Here is an 18473-nt window from a genome sequence, read left to right as displayed (position 1 = left end):
TTGGCGAAGAGCAGTCGTTCGGTACTTCCACCGGCGGCAATCGACAGACCTCGCGGTATGGGTCCTGGCTTTCGCCAGGACGACGCCGAGTGCTTGGTCGAATGCTTCGTTCCTAATGACGCCCAAAACAAAACGGAGGCCGTGAGGCCTCCGCTTTCATTCGTCATGCGTCTTGGCGACTGACCGCTTACCCCAGCCGGCCCGCTGCGTGCGCGAGCAGCGTGTACACCAGGCCCGTCTCCGAGGTCAGGTGGTTGCGCAGTTCCTGCGGGCCGCGGCCGTCGCGGGCGACTTCGTCGAGTAGGCGTTCGAACTCGGCGACATAGCGGTCGACCGTGGCCTTGAAGTTGCGGTCGGAGCGATACTTGCGGGCGACCTCGTCGAAGGCCTTCTGGCCGGCGGGCGTGTAGAGGCGCTTGGTGAAGGCCTTGTTCTCGCCGCGCTGGTAGCGGTCCCACATCTCGGACGCGAGGTTGCGGTCCATCAGCCGGCCGATGTCGAGCGACAAGGATTCCAGCGGATTGCCGCCACCTTGCGGAGCCTGCGGCTGCGGCGCCGGTGCAGCCTGGCGGCCGCGCTGGGGCTCACGTCCGGTCGGCGCACCCTGGTTGGCGTCCGTGCGGCTCAGCAGGTCCGACAGCCAGCCGTCGCGGCCCTGATCGTTGCCCGCGGGTGCAACCGGCGGAGCTTCGGTGCGGCGCGAGGAGGCGGGCATGCCGAGGTCCGGCGGCGGCAGCGTCGAGGCGCTGGCGCTCTCGCGCATGCGCGTCTCGGTGCTGCGCGCGCCGACGGCCGCCAGCATCGGCTCTTCCTGGCGCTGCACGCTGGCGCGGCCCGTCGTGGAGACGTCGAGGCCGCGGCCGTGCTGGGCCACGATGCGGTTGAGCTCGGCGAGCGCCTCGATCTGGTCGACGATCACCTTGCGCATCTGCGCAGTGCTCTCGGCGGCCTCCTGCGGCATCTCGAGCACGCCGCGGCGCAGCTCGTTGCGGGTGGCTTCGAGCTCGTTGTGCATCTCGAACGCCATCTGCTTCATGCTGGAGACGAGGTTGGTGAACTTCTCCGTCGACTGCTTGAACATCGCATCCGCCTCGTCGGTGGTCTGGCGGTAGATGTCGTGCATGGCCTCGACGGTCTGCCGGTGCTCCTCCTCTGAGGCCGACCGCACCGCCTCGAACTGGCGGGTGATCGCGGCGGAACCGGCGCCGGCGGTCTCGGCGACGACGCGGGCGATGTCGCGGGCACGCTCTTCGGCGGCCGCCAGCGATTCATCGAGCAGGCCGGTGAAGCGCGACAGGCGCTGGTCGAGATCGGCCGTGCGCAGGTCGATCGTGGTGACGAGCGATTCCAGCGCCTCCTTGCGTTCGGCGAGCGAGGCGGTGGTGTTCTTGTTGCTCTGCTCCACGACCTGCGCGGCCTCGACCAGTGCCTTGCCGTGCGCGTCGAACTGGGTCGACAGCTCGCCGAGATCCTGGAGCGCCCGCGTGGTCTTGCTGTTGAAGACGTTGAGCTGGTCTTCCAGGTTCTGAGTCGCAGCGCCGTTGCGCGAGGTGACGTCGTTCATCGCCGAGACGAAGTCGGCGACACGCGTCACCAGCGCCCGTTCGAGCGAGTTGAGGTTGTCGTGCGCACCGGTCAGCACCTCCTGGAGCAGGATGTTGCCTTCGCGCAGGCGCTCGAACAGGGCGACCGTGTCGGTGCGCAGGATCTTGCTGGTCTCCTGCATCTCGGTGACGGCCGCGATCGAGACCTGGCGCGACTGGTCGATTGCCGCGCGAGAGGCCTGCTCGAGGTCCTTGAGCGACTTGTTGACGGCACCCGTCGCCATCTCGCTCGCCGAGTTGATGGTGCGCGCCACTTCGGAGCCGTTGCCCATCATGGTCTGCGAGAACGCATGGCCGCGCGTCTCGATCGACTTCAGCGCGTCGGACGTGACGCGGTCGATGTCGAGCGTGAGCTGGCTGGTCTTGGAGCCGATCGCGTCCACGAGCGAGCCGCGCTTGGCGTCGATCATGTTGGCGAGACGGTCGGACTGCTGCTGCACGTAGGTGACGATCTCGTCGGTCTTGCCGGTCATGGCCTGGCCGAAGCTGCTGCTGGCGGCGAGCACCGAGCGCTCGACATCGGCCGAGCTCGACTTGACCCGCGAGCTCGCCTCGTTGGAGGCGTTGATCAACGCGTTCTGGGCGTTGAGCGCGCTGGTCTGGATGTCGTTGGTCGCGTTCGCGGTGGCCGTGCTCAGCGTACGCTCGATCTCGCTCGAGATCGTGCGGATCTGGCTTGCGGCATCCGCCGAGGTCGAGGTCAGCGAGGTCTGCGCCTCACGCGCGCTGTTGAGGATGGTCGAGGCGGTGTCGGCGCCGACCGAGGTCAGCGTGCGCTCGATGTCGATGGTCAGCGACTTGATCTGGCCTGCTGCGTCCGTCGAGGCGGAGATCAGCGTGCCCTGGGCTTCGCGTACGCCGCTGGTGAGCGCCTCGATGGTGGCGCCGCCGGCGGTCGCCAGCGCGCGCTGCATCTCGGCCGCCAGCGAACGGACCTGGCCGGTCTGTTCGGCGGAGACCGCCAGCAGGGTGCTCTGGGCGTCGCGGGCGCTGGTCGTGATCGTCTCGGCGGTCGACTGGCCGACCTGCGAAAGCGAGCGATGCACTTCGGCGGCGAGGGACTTGACCTGGCTCGCCGCGTCCGAGGACGCGTTGACGAGCGTGCTCTGGGCTTCGCGGGCGCCGGTCATGATGGTCTCTGCCGTCGCGGTGCCGGCCATGGAGAGCGAGCGCTGCACGTCCGAGGACAGCGCCTTGATCTGGTTGGCGGTCTCGCTCGAGGCCGCAATCAACGCACTCTGCGCATCGCGGGCGCCGGCGGTGATCGATTCCGCCGTGGTGGTGCCGGCCATCGACAGCGAGCGCTGCACGTCGGCGGTGAGGGTCTTGACGTGGTTGGCCGCGTCCGAGGACGCCGTGACGAGCGTGGTCTGCACCTCGCGGGCACCGGCCAGGATCGAGGCGGCGGTTGCCGAGCCTGCCGACGACAGCGTGCGTTCGACGTCGGCCGCGAGCCCCTTGATCTGGTTGGAGGCATCGCCCGACGCGGCGACCAGCGTCGACTGCGCTTCGCGGGCGCTGGTCAGGATCGAGTTCGCGGCACCGGTGCCGACCGCGGTCAGCGCGCGCTCGACCTCGGCGGAGGTCATCTTGAGCTGGGCGTTGACGTCGGAGGAGACCGTCATCAGCGACTGCTGCGCGGTGCGCGCACCGGTCTGGATGGTCTCGCTGGTGTTGACCACGAGGTTGGTGAGCGAGCGCTCGGCGTCCTCGACATGCGAGCGGATCGCGGTCGAGATCATTTCGGCGCGGGACATCATGTCCTCGCTGGCCTGGCGTCCGCTGCTCTCGATGCGGCCGGCAACCGCCTCGACGCGCGAGCCGAGCAGGTCCTCGAACTGCGCCACGCGCACGTCGATGTCGCTGGCGACCGAGCCGACCTTGGTCTCGATGGCCTGCTGGATGTCCTGGAAGCGCGCCGTGACCGTGTCGGTCAGGTGCATGCTGCGGCCGTCGATGATCTCGGTGACGCCGGTGATGCGGCGGTCGACCGCCTCGATCGCCTGCGCGGTGCCGTCGGTGAGCGTCGAGGTCAGGAGGGTGAGGCGGGTGTCGATCGACTGCACGGCCTGCGAGGCGCCGTTCGTCACCGCGGTGGTCAGATAGGTGAGGCGCGTGTCGATGGATTCGAGCGCCTGCGACGCGCCGCCGGTGAGGGTGGTCGTCAGATGCGTGAGGCGCGTGTCGATAGACTGGATGGTCTGCGACGCGCCATCGGTCAGCGACGTCGTGAGATGGGTGAGGCGGGAGTCGATCGACTGGATCGCCTGCGCGGCACCGTCGGTCAGCGACGAGGCGAGGGTGTTGAGCCGTCCGTCGATGGTCTCGGTGACCGACTTCGCACGGGTATCGAACGACTGTTCGAGCGCGGCAACGCGGCCGACGAGCTGCTCGTCGAAGGTCTTGATGTGACCGTCGATCGTCGAGTCGAGGCCCGAGATCTTGCCGTTCAGCGAGGCATCGAGGTTGCTGACACGTTCGCCGATCGTGGTCTCGAACTGGACCAGGCGCTGGTCGAGCACCGCCGTGATCGCGCCGCCGTTGGAGGTGAAGCGGGTGTCGAAATTGTCGACATAGGTCTTCAGCGATTCATGGATGTCCTGCGTGCGCTGGCCCATCCGGTCGACGATCTCGCCGCCGAAAGTCTTCACGGTGCGGTCGAACTCGGAGATGTGGCGGGTGATCAGCGCGCCCAGCGTGCCGGAGTCGCGGGCGAATTTCTCGACCAGCTCGGTGCCCTGGTTCTTCACCAGCTCGTCGAAGGCGCTCATCTGCAGCGACAGCGAGTCGTGCGCGGTCTCGGTCTGGCTGACGACCTTGGCGACCAGCGTGTTGACAGTGGCGTCGAGCGCTTCGCTCGCCTTGTCGCCGGAGGTCATGATCTGGCCGGCGAGGCGGTTGCCGGCGTCGTCGATCTTGGCGGAGAGGTCGTTGGAGCGCAGCTCGAGCTCGAGCAGCAGCGAGTCCGACGAATTCTTCAGGCTGTCGTGCACCTGCTCGGTGCGCTCGGAAATGCCGTCGACGATCGCGGCGGAGCGCTGCTCGAACTCGCCGGTGATGCGGTCAATGCGCTCGTTGAGCATTTCGTGGACGCGGTCGGCGAGATCGACGAACTCGTCGTGAACGTGGCCGGTCTTGAAATTGAGGCTGGTGGTCAGCCGCTCGCTGGCATCGAGCACGGCGCGCGTGGTCTCGTTGCTGGCCTCCTCGAGGCGGTCGAGCAGGTCGCCGCCGCGCTCGCCGAGCGCGAGGATCATGTTGTCGCCGGCGTTGCTGAGCGCACCGGTGATGTGGGCGCCGCGCTCTTCGAGCGCGCCGGTGATGGACTTGGCGACCTCGTCCACGCGCGAGGCGATCGCGTCCGAGATCAGCGCGATGTCATGGCGCAAATCGATCTGCACGCCGGAGATGGCGCTGCGGACCTGCTCGGCCTGGCCGACCAGATTGTCGCGCTGATGCGCGATGTCCTGGAGCAGGGCGCGGATGCGCACTTCGTTGTCGGAATAGGCGCGTTCGAGCGCCGCGACCTCGTTAGCGACCAGCGTCTCGAGCTCGCCGGCGCGCGCGATGGCGCGCTCGATGCCGTCGCCCATTGCCGCAACCTCGCGGCGGATGGCCTGGCCGACGGTCACCATGGAATCCGAAGCCGAGCCTTCCGGCTCGGAGAAGCGGATCGCAACCTGGGCCATTGCTTGCGCGACCGAGCTCATTTGCTGGCCGCGCCAGACGAGGCTCGCCAGGAAGAAGAACAGCATGATCGGCGCGAAGAACATCGTGACGAGGCCGGCAATGGCCAACACACCGCCGCTCTGGCCCATCGCCGCCTGGATCGAAGGCAGGAAACCGACCGTCAGCGCGGCGCAGGCCGCCAGCCAGATGACGGTGAAGATTGTCGCGCCGGTGTAGATGTTGCGGGTCGGGCGTCCCGTCTGCAACGTCTGCAAGAGCTGGCCGATGGTCGCACGGTCGTCATTGGCGGCGCGGCGCGAGGAGCGCGGCTCCTCGATCTGGTCGAACATCGCGCGTTCGTTCGCGGCAGGGCGCGGATCGAAGCTCGGTTCGTCGAACATCGGGGGAGCCGGTGGCGCGACCGGGGGCGACGTTTCGCTGCGCATCGAGGCGTTGCGGCTGGTGTCCGCAGCCGTGTCGCTGATGTTCAGGGCTTCCTGGATTGCAGAAAGCGCATCTTCTGTGGGGTCTTTGACCTTTTTCGGAGTGTTTGCCATGTTCAGTCCGAGCCCTCGTTACTTGTACGCGTCCCCCCGCGAGCCCTGCGCGCTACGCAAGCCCACAGTCCGGATCATGCCGCTTGCGCGGATCTCCGAGCCATCCCCACCCGGACGGCTTGTCCGCCAATTTCTCCAACATCCTATTGGCAGAGCGTCGCGAATGAAATGCCCGCGATTAAGACATTCTTAATCATCGTTAACAGGATCGTGCCGTAAGGCCTTAGCAATAAATGCAATTCTCCACCGGACTCGCCGGATTGCGGCAACTTTTCGTCAATAAACCGGCAGATTTGCGCCAAACGGCCGGAACATTTCGTTAACCATTTCCGTGCTTGGGTGGAGGGAACTTGACCGCCGGACCGGCGGACATCGCGCGATGCCGGGGCCTGCGCCATGACTCCTGAACTGCAACGGATGGACTGGATGCCCTCGCCCCCGCTTGCACCCATCGATAGCCCGCTCGACCTCGATCATCTCTCCCGCATGACGCTCGGTGATTCCGAGCTGGAACAGGAAGTGCTGGCGATGTTTGCCGAGCAGGCGGTGCGCCTGATGGCGGCGATGGCCGCGCTCCCGGCCGAGGCCGGCGCACTCGCCCACAAGCTCAAGGGCTCGGCGCGCGGGATCGGCGCCTTTGCGGTGGCAGATGCCGCAGCCAGCCTGGAGACCGCGATTCAGACCGGCCAGGGCCGGCCTCACGCCTTCGCCGCGCTGAAAGAGGCGGTGACCGAGGCGCGCGTCGCCATCGAGGCAATCCTCAACCCTTAGGGCGACAGCACCAGACCCGTGCTCTAGTCTTTGTTTTGACGGGTTTTCTTCCCGCGCAACGGTATTCGCGACTGAATCAAAACGCTATGGCGCCGGGCTGACCGACCCGTTATAGGACAGCCCGGACCCTCCTTCATTCCCTAGATCGCGGCAGCACGAGCACACATGGCCAAAATTCACTTTGTCGATCACAAGGGCGAAACCCGTACGGTGGACGTCGAGAACGGCGCGACTGTGATGGAAGCCGCCATCCGCAACAGCATTCCCGGCATCGAGGCCGAATGCGGCGGCGCCTGCGCCTGCGCCACCTGTCATGTCTATGTCGACGAAGCGTGGCGCGAGAAGGTCGGCAGCCCGACGCCGATGGAAGAGGACATGCTCGACTTCGGCTTCGACGTGCGCCCGAACTCGCGCCTGTCCTGCCAGATCAAGGTCTCCGACGATCTCGACGGCCTGGTGGTGGCGACGCCGGAACGGCAGGCCTAAATCTCTTAGCTCTCATGTGCTGGGCGGCGCGACCTCGATGCCGCGTTTGTGCCAGGGCCTGAGCTTCTCGAGCACTTCCGCGATCAGCGGCGTTGGTCGGCGCGACGCTTCGTCGATCATCACGGCGACCGATGTCGCCGATGCAATGCACTTCCCTTCCGAAAACACCACCTGCTCGAACGTCACCGACGTTCGTCCCAGCTTCGCGACGCCGAGGCCGAGCTCGATCGTGTTCGGCCAGTGCAGCTCCGCGCGAAAATGGATGTCGAGCCGCACCATGATCCAGGCAAGTCCGGGCGGCGTCAGGCCGTATTCCGGGAGCTTCATCAGCGTGACACGGCCGGTTTCGAAATAGGTGGCGTAGACCGCATTGTTGACGTGCTGGTTGGGGTCGAGATCGCCGAAGCGGACATTGTCGCTGAGGCGAAAAGGGTAGTCCTCCAGGCGCGGCGTCGTATCGAGGCGGCTTGGTGCGTTCACCGATTGATCTCCGTGATATCGTTGCCCGTTACAGCCCAGTTATCCTGACCCGGCAAGTGGGCGCGGCTGCGGGGCGCTCCCGCTTTTATGCCTTCCCTGATCCATCCCCGTTGGCTAGACAGGCAGGGTCACCTCGGCCCACAGGGCGCCGTCCACCAAACGACCGACAAAGAGACGACATGAGCGACGCGATCAAAACCGATGTGCTGATTATTGGCGCCGGCCCCTGCGGTCTGTTCGCCGCCTTCGAGCTGGGCCTTCTCGACATGAAGACGCATTTCGTCGACATCCTCGACAAGGTCGGCGGCCAATGCGCAGAGCTCTATCCGGAAAAGCCGATCTACGACATTCCCGGCATTCCGCAGGTTTCGGGGCAGGGCCTCACCGACGCGCTGATGGAGCAGATCAAGCCGTTCCATCCGACCTTCCATCTCGGCGAGATGATCGAGACCGTGGAGAAGATCGGCGATCCCCTGTTCCGCTGCACCACGGACGCCGGCAAGGTGTTCGAATGCAAGGTGCTGGTGATCGCGGCCGGCGGCGGCTCGTTCCAGCCCAAGCGTCCACCGGTGCCGGGGATCGAAGCCTATGAAGGAAGCTCGGTGCACTACGCCGTGCGCAAGATGGAGACGTTCCGCGACAGGAACGTGCTGATCGTAGGCGGCGGCGATTCCGCGCTCGACTGGACGCTCAATCTGCATCCGATCGCCAAGCGCATCACGCTCTTGCACCGTCGCGACGATTTTCGCGCCGCCCCCCACAGCGTCGAGCAGATGCGCGCGCTGGTCGCGGCCGGCAAGATGGATCTGCGGCTCGGCCAGGTCACCGCGCTGTCAGGCAACGAGGGCAAGCTGAGCGGCGCCACCGTCAAGGGCAACGACAACAGCGTGAGCGAAATCACCTGCGATACCATGCTGCCATTCTTCGGCTTGACCATGAAGCTCGGTCCGGTCGCGAACTGGGGCATCGCGCTGGAGAACAATCTGGTGCCGGTCGAGACGTCCGCGTTCGAGACCAACGTGCCGGGCATTTTCGCGATCGGCGACATCAACACCTATCCCGGCAAGATCAAGCTGATCCTGTGCGGCTTCCACGAGGGCGCGCTGATGTCGCAAAAAGCCCATCGCTACGTCTATCCGGAGAAGCGGCTCGTGTTCCAGTACACGACCTCGTCCTCCAGCCTGCAAAAGAAGCTCGGCGTCAACTGACGGCAGCGGGCGATGCCCCATGTTTCTGGTGCTGGAACAGTTCGCGAAATCGCCGTAGTCTGCGGCCATTGCGGTAGGTGGCTTAGCAAGGCGATTGGCTCAGCAAGGTGATGATAATGCGGACTCTCTTTTCCAGCTTTCGGCTGTTCTCCCTCCTCGCGCTCGCGATGTCGCTCGGTGCGGTGAGCCCGGTTGTGGCGCAAGTGCAGCAGCCGACCGCCGCTGGCCTCTGGCAGAAGGTCGAAGACGGCAAGACGGTGGGATGGTTCCTCTTCATCGACCACAACGGCATCTTCGAAGGCGTCATCGCAAAAACCTTCCCGCGGCCCGGCGACGACCCGAACGAGATCTGCGCGAAATGCACGGACGATCGCAAGAACGCGCCGGTGCTCGGGCTTTCCTTCATCCGCGACATGAAGCGCGACGGCTTGAAGTATGACGGCGGCAACGTGGTCAATCCGCGCGACGGCAACATCTGGAAGGCCAAGATGACAGTCAGTCCGGATGGGCAGACGCTGACGATGCGCGGTTTCCTCGGCATTTCCCTGTTCGGCAAGGACGAGACCTGGACGCGTCTTCCCGACGCCAACATCGCGCAGGTCGATCCCGCCATCGTCGCGAAATATCTCCCGGCGCAAGCAACCGCCGCGACCAAGCCCGTGCCCGCGCCCGCGGCGAAGAAGGGCGGCGCGATGATGGCGCCGGCGCCGAAGCAGTAGGGTCTACGTCGCGCGCTATGGCGCCCGAACTTCCGTAGCTCCACACATTGCCGTCATTGCCCGCCAAGGCGGGGACTCCAGTACGCCGCAGCCTCTCCGCGTTGTTGCGCGGTGTCCGTGGCCCCTGTGCAATCGCGCATGCGGCCGGCTGAGGCAGCGGAGATCTTGGCGCGCGCGTAGCGGTCATACCCGTCGAAAGACGAACGGGTGCCGGACGCGCGCCAGTAGTTCCCCGGAATGCGCGGTGGCGCCGGATTTGCATAGCTATCCGCAAAGCTGTTGGGGGAATGAGTCGCCGTCCTTGACGCCCTTCGCCGAGTCGCGGAAGGCGGACGGCAACTATCGCCCCGCGGCGATGACCTCGATCCGCGGAGACGACATGAGACGTGCAATACCGCGTGCCGCCATGCTGCTGGTCCTGACGGTGCTGCTGACCGCCCCGACGATGGCGCGTGACGACGGCCGCTACGCCAACTCGCCGTTAAAGCCCTGGTTCGAGAGCCTGCGCAGCGAATACGGCCAATGCTGCTCGGATGCCGACGGCTATGTGGTCGCCGATGTCGACTGGGAATCCGACAAAGGCCGCTATCGTGTGCATCTCGAGGGCGAATGGGTGGTCGTGCCCGACGGCGCCGTCATCACCGAGCCGAACAAGATCGGCCGCACCATGGTGTGGAAGCACTACATCGACGGCCATCCGCGTGTTCGCTGCTTCATGCCGGGCAGCATGACGTAGACTGAGGCGTCATCCCGGCGATGTGTAGCGGCGAAACGAGACTCTCGCACCAACGCATCCGCGCGGCGAGGCAGTGTCCGCCCGCAGCGGTCAGGTCACCGGCGCCGGATTGAACAGCGTCAAATCGTTGTGGATGCCCCAGCGATCCGACCAGGGTTGCGTGCGGCCGCTGGCGACGTCGAGGATCAGGCGGAACAGGTCCCAGCCGGTTTCCTCGATGGTCTTCTCGCCGGTCGCGATGCCTCCCGCATCGAAATCGATCAGGTCCTTCCAGCGCCGCGCGAGCTCGCTGCGGGTCGCGACCTTGATCACGGGCGCAGCCGCAAGGCCATAGGGCGTACCACGGCCGGTGGTGAACACCTGCAGCGTCATGCCGGAGGCGAGCTGGAGCGTGCCGCAGATGAAGTCGGACGCCGGCGTTGCCGCAAACAGCATGCCCTTCTGCGTCGCCTTCTCGCCGGGCGAGAGCACGCCGGTGATCGCGCTTGATCCGGACTTGACGATCGAGCCGAGCGACTTCTCGACGATATTCGCGAGGCCGCCCTTCTTGTTGCCGGGCGTGGTGTTGGCGCTGCGGTCGGCGCCGCCGCGGGCCAGATAGGAATCGTACCAGGCCATCTCGCGGACCAGCGCGCGGCCAACGTCCTCGTTGATGGCGCGTCGCGTGAGCAACTGGATCGCGTCGCGCACTTCGGTGACTTCCGAGAACATCACGGTGGCGCCGGCGCGCACCAGCAGGTCGGCGGCGAAGCCGACGGCGGGATTCGCGGTGACGCCGGAGAAGGCGTCGCTGCCACCGCATTGCAGGCCGATGACGAGATCGGCGGCCGGGCAGGTCTCGCGGGTGCGCTTGTTGAGGATCTTCAGGCGGGCCTCGGCCTGGGTCATGATGGCGTCGACGATGGCGCCAAAGCCGTCGAAGGCTTCGTCCTGCATGCGCACGATGGCATTGCTGACGCCTTCCGGCACCAGACGCTCGGGCGCGAGCTTTTCGCATCCCAAGCTGATAACCAGGATCTCGCCGCCGAAATTCGGGTTCTGCGCGATGTTTTGCAGCGTGCGGATCGGAATCACGGCGTCGGGCGCGTTGATGGCGACGCCACAGCCATAGGCGTGCGTCAGCGGCACGACGTCGTCGACATTCGGGTATTTCGGCAGCAGCTCGGCGCGGATGCGCTTCACCGCATATTCCATCGTGCCCTTGACGCATTGCACGGAGGAGGAGATGCCGAGGATGTTCTTGGTGCCGACCGAGCCGTCGGAATTGCGAAAGCCCTCGAAGGTAAAACCTTCGAGCGGCGGCAGCGGCGCGGGTACGGCGGTGGAGATCTCGAGCTTGTCGAGGGCAGGGGCCTCCGGCATGCGGATGCGCGCTTCGTCCACCCATTCGCCGGCCAGGATCGGCGCGAGCGCATGGCCGATCACCTCGCCGTAGCGGATGATCGGGGCGTCCTGCGGGATGTCGACCAGCGCCGTCTTGTGTCCTTGCGGCACGAAGGCGCGCAGCGTCAGCCCGCTGGCGAAGCGGGAGCCGGCGGGAAGCCCGAAATCATTGACCACGATCGCGACGTTGTCGCGCTCGTTGAGCTTGATGTAGCGAGGCTGTTCTTTCGCTGCGACTGACTGGTCCATCTGCGCTTGCCTCCGAAGCCGTAGGGTGGGCAAAGGCGCAAGGCGCCGTGCCCACCATCTTCACACCGAACGTAAGCGGTGGGCACGCTTTGCTTTGCCCACCCTACGATATCTTGCCCGTGGTTAGCCGGGATAGGTATAGGCGGTCTTCACCGTCGTGTAGAACTCGCGGGCATAGGAGCCCTGTTCGCGGGCGCCGTAGCTCGAACCCTTCCGGCCGCCGAACGGCACGTGATAGTCGACGCCGGCGGTCGGCAGATTGACCATCACCATGCCGGACTCGCTGTTGCGCTTGTAATGCGAGGCGTATTTCAGGCTGGTGGTGCAGATGCCGGAGGCGAGGCCGAACTCGGTGTCGTTGGAGATCGCCAGCGCCTCCTCGTAGTTCTTGGCGCGAATGACGGTTGCGACCGGCCCGAAGATTTCTTCGCGCGCGATCCGCATGTTGTTGTTGGCCTCGGTGAACAGCGCCGGCTGCAGGTAGTGGCCGGGCGTTTCGCGCTTGAGCAGCTCGCCGCCCCAGGCGAGCTTGGCACCCTCGTCCTGGCCGATCTTGATGTAGCGCAGGTCCTGGTCGAGCTGGCTCTGGTCGACCACGGGGCCGATATGCACGCCGGCCTTGAGCGCGTCGTCGACCGTGAGGCCTTTCAGGCGCTCGGTCATCGCCGCAACGAAGCGGTCATGGATGCCTTCGGTGACGATCAGGCGCGAGGAGGCGGTGCAGCGCTGGCCGGTGGAGAAATAGGCGCCGTTGACGGCGACTTCGACGGCGGTCTTGAGATCGGCGTCGTCGAGCACCACCAGCGGGTTCTTGCCGCCCATCTCGAGCTGGAATTTCTTCATGTTGCTCGAGGTCACGCAGGCCTGCGCGATCTTGCGGCCGGTCTGCACCGAGCCGGTGAAGGTGATCGCGGCGACGTCGGGATGCTCGATCAGGGTCTGGCCGACCACGGAGCCCGAGCCGACCACGAGGTTGAACACGCCGGACGGGATGCCGGAGCGGGTGATGATCTCGGACAGCGCATGCGCCGAGCCCGGCACCAGCTCGGCAGGCTTGAACACCACGGTGTTGCCATAGCAGAGCGCCGGGGCGATCTTCCAGGCGGGGATCGCGATCGGGAAATTCCAGGGCGTGATCATGCCGACGACGCCCATCGGCTCACGGGTGAGTTCGACGTCGATGCCGGGACGGACGGAAGCACCCTTCTCGCCGATCATGCGCAGCGCCTCGCCGGCGAAGAACGCAAAAATCTGGCCGGCGCGGGCGACCTCGCCGATGCCTTCCGGCAGGGTCTTGCCTTCCTCGCGAGCGAGCAGGCGGCCGAGCTCTTCCTTGCGGGCAATGATCTCGAGCGAAATCTTGTTCAGCGCGTCGTAGCGCGCCTGCGGCGTCGACTGCGCCCAGGCGGGGAAGGCGGCCTTGGCGGCTGCGATGGCCTTCTCGGTCTGCGCCTTGTCGGCCTTGGCGTATTCGCCGACGACGTCGTTGGTGTTGGAGGGGTTGATGTTCTTGGTGACGGCGGAGCCATCGACCCATTCGCCGCCGATGAAGTTCTTCAGGATCGCAGTCATGTTTTCCTCCAGAGTTTTTAACGAACCAGGCAGGGACGCTTGTCGTCGAAGGTCCAGCCGGGGATCAGGTCCTGCATGGCAATAGCGTCATCGCGGGCGCCGAGTCCATGCTGCTTGTAGAGGTCATGCGCGGCGTCGATGGCGGCCCTGTCGATTTCGATACCCAGGCCCGGCCTATCAGGCACGGCGATCTTGCCGCCCTTGATCTGGAGTGGCTCCTTGGTCAGGGCCTGGCCATCCTGCCAGATCCAGTGCGTGTCGATCGCGGTGACCTTGCCGGGGGCGGCGGCGCCGACATGGGTGAACATGGCGAGCGAGATGTCGAAATGGTTGTTGGAGTGCGAACCCCAGGTCAGGCCGTTGTCGCGGCAGGTCTGGGCCACGCGCACCGAGCCCTGCATGGTCCAGAAATGGGGATCGGCCAGCGGAATGTCCACCGCGCCGAGGTGCAGCGCATGGGACAATTGCCGCCAATCGGTCGCGATCATGTTGGTCGCGGTCGGCAGGCCCGTTGCACGGCGGAACTCGGCCATGATCTCACGGCCGGAGAAGCCGCCTTCGGCGCCGCAGGGATCCTCGGCATAGGCGAGGATCCCGTGCATGTCCTTGCAGAGGCTGACAGCCTCGTCGAGCGACCATGCGCCGTTCGGATCCAGGGTCACGCGCGCATTCGGAAAGCGCCTGGCGATCGCGGTGACGGCCTCGATCTCCTGCTCGCCGCGCAGCACGCCGCCCTTGAGCTTGAAATCGGCGAAGCCGTAATGGTCGTGGGTCGCTTCCGCGAGCCGCACCACGGTTTCCGGCGTCATCGCCTGCTGATGGCGGAGGTTGAACCATTCGGGCTTGCCGGTCTCGCCGGTGACGTAGTCGAGCTTGCTTTTGCGCCGGTCGCCGACGAAGAAGAGATAGCCCAGTGTCTCGACGCTGTTGCGCTGCTGGCCCTCGCCGAGCAGGGCTGCGACGGGCAGGTTGAGATGCTGGCCGAGCAGATCGAGCAACGCCGATTCCACAGCCGTGACGGCATGAATCATGACGCGGAGATCGAAAGTCTGCTTGCCGCGGCCGCCGGCATCGCGATCGGCGAATGCGGTCCTGATATCGGCGAGGATGTTGTTCATCGCACCGACGGTCTTGCCGATCACGAGATCACGGGCGTCCTGCAGCGTCTGCCAGATCTTCTGCCCGCCAGGCACCTCGCCGACGCCGGTGTGACCGGCATTGTCGGTGAGGATGACGATGTTGCGGGTGAAGAACGGCGCATGCGCGCCGCTCAGATTGAGGAGCATGCTGTCACGGCCTGCGACCGGGATCACCTGCATCGCGGTGACGACCGGTGCGCCAGTGATCTCGGTCTTGGCCATCGCAGGCTCCTCCCTGTGTCGTCTGTTATTCTGCAGCCTGTTGTGACGATCGGATGGCGGGCAGATTCTTCACCAGCGCCGTGACTTCCGCGATCTCCTGCTCGGTGAGGTCGGTCAGCGGCGGGCGAACCGGGCCGGAATCACGGCCGATCACCTTCATGCCGGCCTTGATGATCGAGACCGCATAGCCCTTCTTGCGGTTGCGGATCGCGATCAGCGGCAGGATGAAGTCCTTCAGCCCGGCGTGGATCGTCGCGTGATCGCGCTTGCGCACGGCGGCGTAGAAATTGGTGGCGAATTCCGGAACGAAGTTGAACACGGCCGAGGAATAGGTGGTCACGCCCATGTCGAGATAGGGCAGCGCGAAGGTCTCCGCGGTCGGCAGGCCGCCGATATAGGTCAGGCGGTCGCCGAGCTTGGTGTAGACGCGGGTCATCAGCTCGATGTCGCCGATGCCGTCCTTGTAGCCGACGAGGTTCGGGCAGCGTTCCGCGAGGCGGGCGAGCGTATCGGGCTGGAGGATGGCGTTGTCGCGGTTGTAGACGATGACGCCGATCTTCACGGAGGCGCAGATCGCTTCCACGTGGGCAGCGAGGCCGTCCTGCTCGGCATGGGTGAGATAGGGCGGCAGCAGCAGCAGGCCGTCGGCGCCGGCCTTCTCCGCGCCGATCGCGATCTCGCGCGCGGTGGCGGTGCCGTAGCCGGTGCCTGCGAGCACGGGCACGCGGCCCTTGGTCTCGTCCACGGCGATCTTGACCACCTGCGGAACCTCGGCCGCCGTCAGCGAGAAGAACTCGCCGGTGCCGCCGGCGGCGAACAGTCCCGCGACGTCATAGCCGCAGAGCCAGTCCATGTTGGCGCGGTATGTCGTCTCGTCGAAGGAGTAATCCGCCTTGAACGGCGTGACGGGGAAAGACAGGAGGCCGGATCCGATCTTCTGGGCCATTTCCTGCGGGGTCATCTTGCTCATGGGCGCTGCTCCCTGGTCTCGTGTTGTGGAGGACGCAAACGCTGCGCGTCCATGCGCCGTGGTTTAGGAGACCGTTCGATGCGGGTCCAAGCCAAAGCCTATATCGACCGATGCGAAATCAGCATCAATCTTCCATCACCTCCGCCGAGGACAATTCGCTCGCGATTTTGACGAGGGCCGACAGCAGCGGGTTCTCGTCGTCGCGGCGCCAGACCATGAACAGCTCGACCGGGACGCGGGTGCGCAGCTTCAGCGGCCGCAGGCGGACGTCCGCGATTTTCAGGCTCGCCGCCGCCGCCGGCACGATGGCAAGGCCAAGGCCGGCGCGCACCATGGCGAGGATCGAGTGGATCTGGCTCAGGTGCTGGACATAGCGCGGCAGGATGTCGGCGCGGGTGAACAGCGCCACCAGTACGTCGTGAAAGTAGCGGCTCTCATAAGGCGAATACATCACGAAGGGCTGGTTGTCGAAATCCTTGATCGTGATGGTCTCGGCATTCGCCAGCGGATGTTTTTTCGGGATCGCGGCGAGCAGGGGCTCGGCGACGACGCGGCGGCTGGCGATTTCGGGGCGCGCGATCGGGGGCCTGAGCAGGCCGGCATCGATCTGGCCCGAGGTCAGCGCCTCGAACTGGTCGCCCGACACCATCTCCTTCAGTGAGAAGTCCACCTCGGGCAGCTTGGCGCGGCAGGCGGCGACGAGCTCGGGGAGGAAGCCGTAGGCGGCGGCCGCGGTGAAGCCGATCTTCAGCGAGCCGGACTTGCCGAGCGCGATACGGCGTGCCACCTGCGAGGCGCTTTCCGCAAGCTTCAGGATGCGCCGCGCTTCCGGCAGGAAGCTGCGCCCGGCCGGCGTCAGGCGTACCGAACGGCTGGTACGCTCCAGCAGCGGCGCATCGATGATGTGCTCGAGCACCTGGATTTGCCGAGAGAGCGGCGGCTGGGTCATGTTCAGCCGCGCGGCGGCGCGGCCGAAGTGCAATTCCTCCGCCACCGTGACGAAACAGCGGAGCTGGTTGAGGTCGAACATCGATACATGCCTTAGATGGATAAGGCGTTTCCCCGGCGCTTCTAGCATCGATTACTCCCAAAACAAAGACGGCGGCCGTGAAGCCGCCGTTAAGTTGCCTGGTCAAGCTCCCATGGGAGCCCTCAGGAGGAACGTTTGAGCACCACGCGCTCGATCTTGCCGACGACCACGAGATAGGCGAATGCGGCCACCAGCGCATTGGCGCCGACGAATATCAGCGCCCCGTTGAACGAGCCGGTCGCGGCCAGGATGTAGCCGATCACGATCGGGGTGCTGATCGAGGAGAGATTGCCGAAGGTGTTGAACAGGCCGCCCGAGACGCCGCCGGCTTCCTTCGGCGAGGTGTCGGAGACGACAGCCCAGCCGAGCGCGCCGATGCCCTTGCCGAAGAAGGCGAGCGCCATGAAGCCGACCACCAGCGCCTGGCCGTCGACATAGTTGCAGGCGATGATCGACATCGACAGCAGCATGCCGCCGACGATCGGGATTTTGCGCGCCATGGTCAGCGAGCCGGTCTTGCGCAGGATCGCGTCGGAGATGACGCCGCCGAGCACGCCGCCGATGAAGCCGCACAGCGCCGGCAGTGTCGCGACGAAGCCGGCTTGCAGGATCGACAGACCGCGCTCCTTGACGAGGTAGACCGGGAACCAGGTCAGGAAGAAATAGGTCAGCGTGTTGATGCAGTACTGGCCGAGATAGACGCCCAGCATCATGCGGTTGGAGAGCAGCTGGCGGATATGGTCCCACCCGGAGCCGGCCTCGGACGCGCGCTCTTGCTTCAGATCGTCTTTGGGCGCGTCGAGATCGACCAGCGCGCCGCCGTCCTTGATGTAGTCGAACTCGGCCTCGTTGATGCCGGGGTGCTCCTTCGGGCCATAGATCGTCTTGATCCAGACCAGGCCCATGACGATTCCGAGCGCGCCCATCACGAAGAACACGTAGCGCCAGCCGTAGTCGTGCGCGATCCAGCCCATCAAGGGTGCGAAGATCACGGTCGCGAAATACTGCCCGGAATTGAAGAAGGCCGACGCGGTGCCGCGCTCGTTGCTCGGAAACCAGGCCGCGACGATGCGAGCATTGGCAGGGAACGAGGGCGCTTCGGCGATACCGACGAGGAAGCGCAGGCCGAACAGGACGACGATCGCGGTGCCGGCGCTGAAGAAGCCGACCCAGCCCTGCAGCGTCGTGAACAGCGACCAGACGATGATGCTGAAGGCATAGACGAGGCGGGAGCCGTAGCGGTCGAGCAGCCAGCCGCCCGGCACCTGCGCGATCACATAGGACCATCCGAACGCCGAGAAGATGTAGCCCATTGCGACCGGATCGAGATGCAGCTCCTTGGAGAGCGCGGGGCCTGCAATCGACAGCGTGGCGCGGTCGGCATAATTGACGGTCGTGACCAGGAACAACATGGTCACGATGAACAGCCTGACGCGAGACCTTCTCACGTCCGCTGCGGACATCACTGCGCTCATTGCGCGCCTCCTTAGAACTCGAAACGTTTCCCCACTGCGACTCCTAGAGGTGCGCGCGGCAAAGTGTCCAAGTTCAAGGGAGTATCGATCGATGCCGTTTTTGGATTGATGGAACGGCAGGTGGGAGGAACGATTGTGAGAGAGTGCCGAGACGTGAGCCCCAATCTCGTCATTGCGAGCGCAGCGAAGCAATCCAGAATTCC

General features: G+C 65.4%; 13 protein-coding genes. 5 read left to right on the top strand and 8 right to left on the bottom strand.

Features of this window, described 5'->3' with window-relative positions; genetic code table 11:
* Positions 1-187: 187 nt before the first annotated feature.
* Positions 188-5830: an apolipoprotein A-IV repeat region-like domain-containing protein gene (locus AC0L20_RS37100; RefSeq protein WP_473295278.1), complete on the bottom strand. Its 5643-nt coding sequence runs from the start codon at positions 5828-5830 to the stop codon at positions 188-190.
* A gap of 396 nt (positions 5831-6226) precedes the next feature.
* Here AC0L20_RS37100 and AC0L20_RS37095 point away from each other — a divergent pair, with 396 nt between their 5' ends.
* A complete protein-coding gene (locus AC0L20_RS37095; protein WP_473295277.1) occupies positions 6227-6601 on the top strand; it encodes an Hpt domain-containing protein in 375 nt (124 codons plus the stop codon).
* Positions 6602-6766: 165 nt separating this feature from the next.
* Positions 6767-7087, top strand: a complete 321-nt coding sequence (locus AC0L20_RS37090) for a 2Fe-2S iron-sulfur cluster-binding protein (RefSeq protein WP_007602043.1) — start codon at positions 6767-6769, stop codon at positions 7085-7087.
* A gap of 12 nt (positions 7088-7099) precedes the next feature.
* On the opposite strand, the gene AC0L20_RS37085 is transcribed toward AC0L20_RS37090, so the two are convergent.
* Positions 7100-7567, bottom strand: a complete 468-nt coding sequence (locus AC0L20_RS37085; RefSeq protein WP_007602045.1) for an acyl-CoA thioesterase — start codon at positions 7565-7567, stop codon at positions 7100-7102.
* 179 nt (positions 7568-7746) lie between these two features.
* Between AC0L20_RS37085 and AC0L20_RS37080 the strand changes: the two genes are divergently transcribed.
* The 3 genes from AC0L20_RS37080 to AC0L20_RS37070 all read left to right on the top strand — a co-directional run bounded on the left by AC0L20_RS37080 (position 7747) and on the right by AC0L20_RS37070 (position 10230).
* Entirely contained in the window at positions 7747-8775 is a 1029-nt protein-coding gene (locus tag AC0L20_RS37080) for an NAD(P)/FAD-dependent oxidoreductase (protein WP_473259365.1), read from the top strand.
* Positions 8776-8891: 116 nt separating this feature from the next.
* Positions 8892-9494 carry a DUF2147 domain-containing protein gene (locus tag AC0L20_RS37075; protein WP_007612388.1) on the top strand — a complete coding sequence of 201 codons (603 nt, stop codon included), beginning with the start codon at positions 8892-8894 and terminating at the stop codon, positions 9492-9494.
* A gap of 379 nt (positions 9495-9873) precedes the next feature.
* Entirely contained in the window at positions 9874-10230 is a 357-nt protein-coding gene (locus AC0L20_RS37070) for a hypothetical protein (protein WP_473295276.1), read from the top strand.
* A gap of 90 nt (positions 10231-10320) precedes the next feature.
* Here the strand turns inward: AC0L20_RS37070 and garD are convergent, their stop codons facing one another.
* The 6 genes from garD to AC0L20_RS37040 form a co-directional block, all read right to left on the bottom strand.
* Entirely contained in the window at positions 10321-11862 is a 1542-nt protein-coding gene (gene garD, locus AC0L20_RS37065) for a galactarate dehydratase (RefSeq protein ID WP_473295275.1), read from the bottom strand.
* Positions 11863-11985: 123 nt separating this feature from the next.
* Positions 11986-13434, bottom strand: coding sequence for an aldehyde dehydrogenase family protein (locus tag AC0L20_RS37060; protein WP_473295274.1), 1449 nt, complete (start codon positions 13432-13434; stop codon positions 11986-11988).
* Positions 13435-13451: 17 nt separating this feature from the next.
* Entirely contained in the window at positions 13452-14795 is a 1344-nt protein-coding gene (gene gudD / locus AC0L20_RS37055; protein ID WP_473295273.1) for a glucarate dehydratase, read from the bottom strand.
* 25 nt (positions 14796-14820) lie between these two features.
* Entirely contained in the window at positions 14821-15765 is a 945-nt protein-coding gene (kdgD, locus tag AC0L20_RS37050) for a 5-dehydro-4-deoxyglucarate dehydratase (protein WP_027518956.1), read from the bottom strand.
* 124 nt (positions 15766-15889) lie between these two features.
* Positions 15890-16795 (bottom strand): LysR family transcriptional regulator, encoded by a 906-nt coding sequence (locus AC0L20_RS37045; protein WP_027518955.1) that lies wholly within the window; start codon positions 16793-16795, stop codon positions 15890-15892.
* A 122-nt stretch (positions 16796-16917) separates the two neighbouring features.
* Positions 16918-18270, bottom strand: a complete 1353-nt coding sequence (locus tag AC0L20_RS37040; protein ID WP_473295272.1) for an MFS transporter — start codon at positions 18268-18270, stop codon at positions 16918-16920.
* Between the last annotated feature and the right edge of the window lie 203 nt (positions 18271-18473).

This window comes from Bradyrhizobium sp. Kon58 (assembly GCF_055807455.1).
This window is presented reverse-complemented; position numbering and strand designations above follow the sequence as displayed.

Excerpts from the sequence above, each read along its gene's own strand:
- AC0L20_RS37100 (WP_473295278.1), bottom strand. The coding sequence starts at position 5,830 with ATGGCAAACACTCCGAAAAAGGTCAAAGACCCCACAGAAGATGCGCTT.
- AC0L20_RS37095 (WP_473295277.1), top strand. The coding sequence starts at position 6,227 with ATGACTCCTGAACTGCAACGGATGGACTGGATGCCCTCGCCCCCGCTT.
- kdgD (WP_027518956.1), bottom strand. The coding sequence starts at position 15,765 with ATGAGCAAGATGACCCCGCAGGAAATGGCCCAGAAGATCGGATCCGGC.
- AC0L20_RS37045 (WP_027518955.1), bottom strand. The coding sequence starts at position 16,795 with ATGTTCGACCTCAACCAGCTCCGCTGTTTCGTCACGGTGGCGGAGGAA.
- AC0L20_RS37070 (WP_473295276.1), top strand. The coding sequence starts at position 9,874 with ATGAGACGTGCAATACCGCGTGCCGCCATGCTGCTGGTCCTGACGGTG.
- AC0L20_RS37080 (WP_473259365.1), top strand. The coding sequence starts at position 7,747 with ATGAGCGACGCGATCAAAACCGATGTGCTGATTATTGGCGCCGGCCCC.
- gudD (WP_473295273.1), bottom strand. The coding sequence starts at position 14,795 with ATGGCCAAGACCGAGATCACTGGCGCACCGGTCGTCACCGCGATGCAG.
- AC0L20_RS37060 (WP_473295274.1), bottom strand. The coding sequence starts at position 13,434 with ATGACTGCGATCCTGAAGAACTTCATCGGCGGCGAATGGGTCGATGGC.
- AC0L20_RS37075 (WP_007612388.1), top strand. The coding sequence starts at position 8,892 with ATGCGGACTCTCTTTTCCAGCTTTCGGCTGTTCTCCCTCCTCGCGCTC.
- AC0L20_RS37090 (WP_007602043.1), top strand. The coding sequence starts at position 6,767 with ATGGCCAAAATTCACTTTGTCGATCACAAGGGCGAAACCCGTACGGTG.
- garD (WP_473295275.1), bottom strand. The coding sequence starts at position 11,862 with ATGGACCAGTCAGTCGCAGCGAAAGAACAGCCTCGCTACATCAAGCTC.
- AC0L20_RS37040 (WP_473295272.1), bottom strand. The coding sequence starts at position 18,270 with ATGAGCGCAGTGATGTCCGCAGCGGACGTGAGAAGGTCTCGCGTCAGG.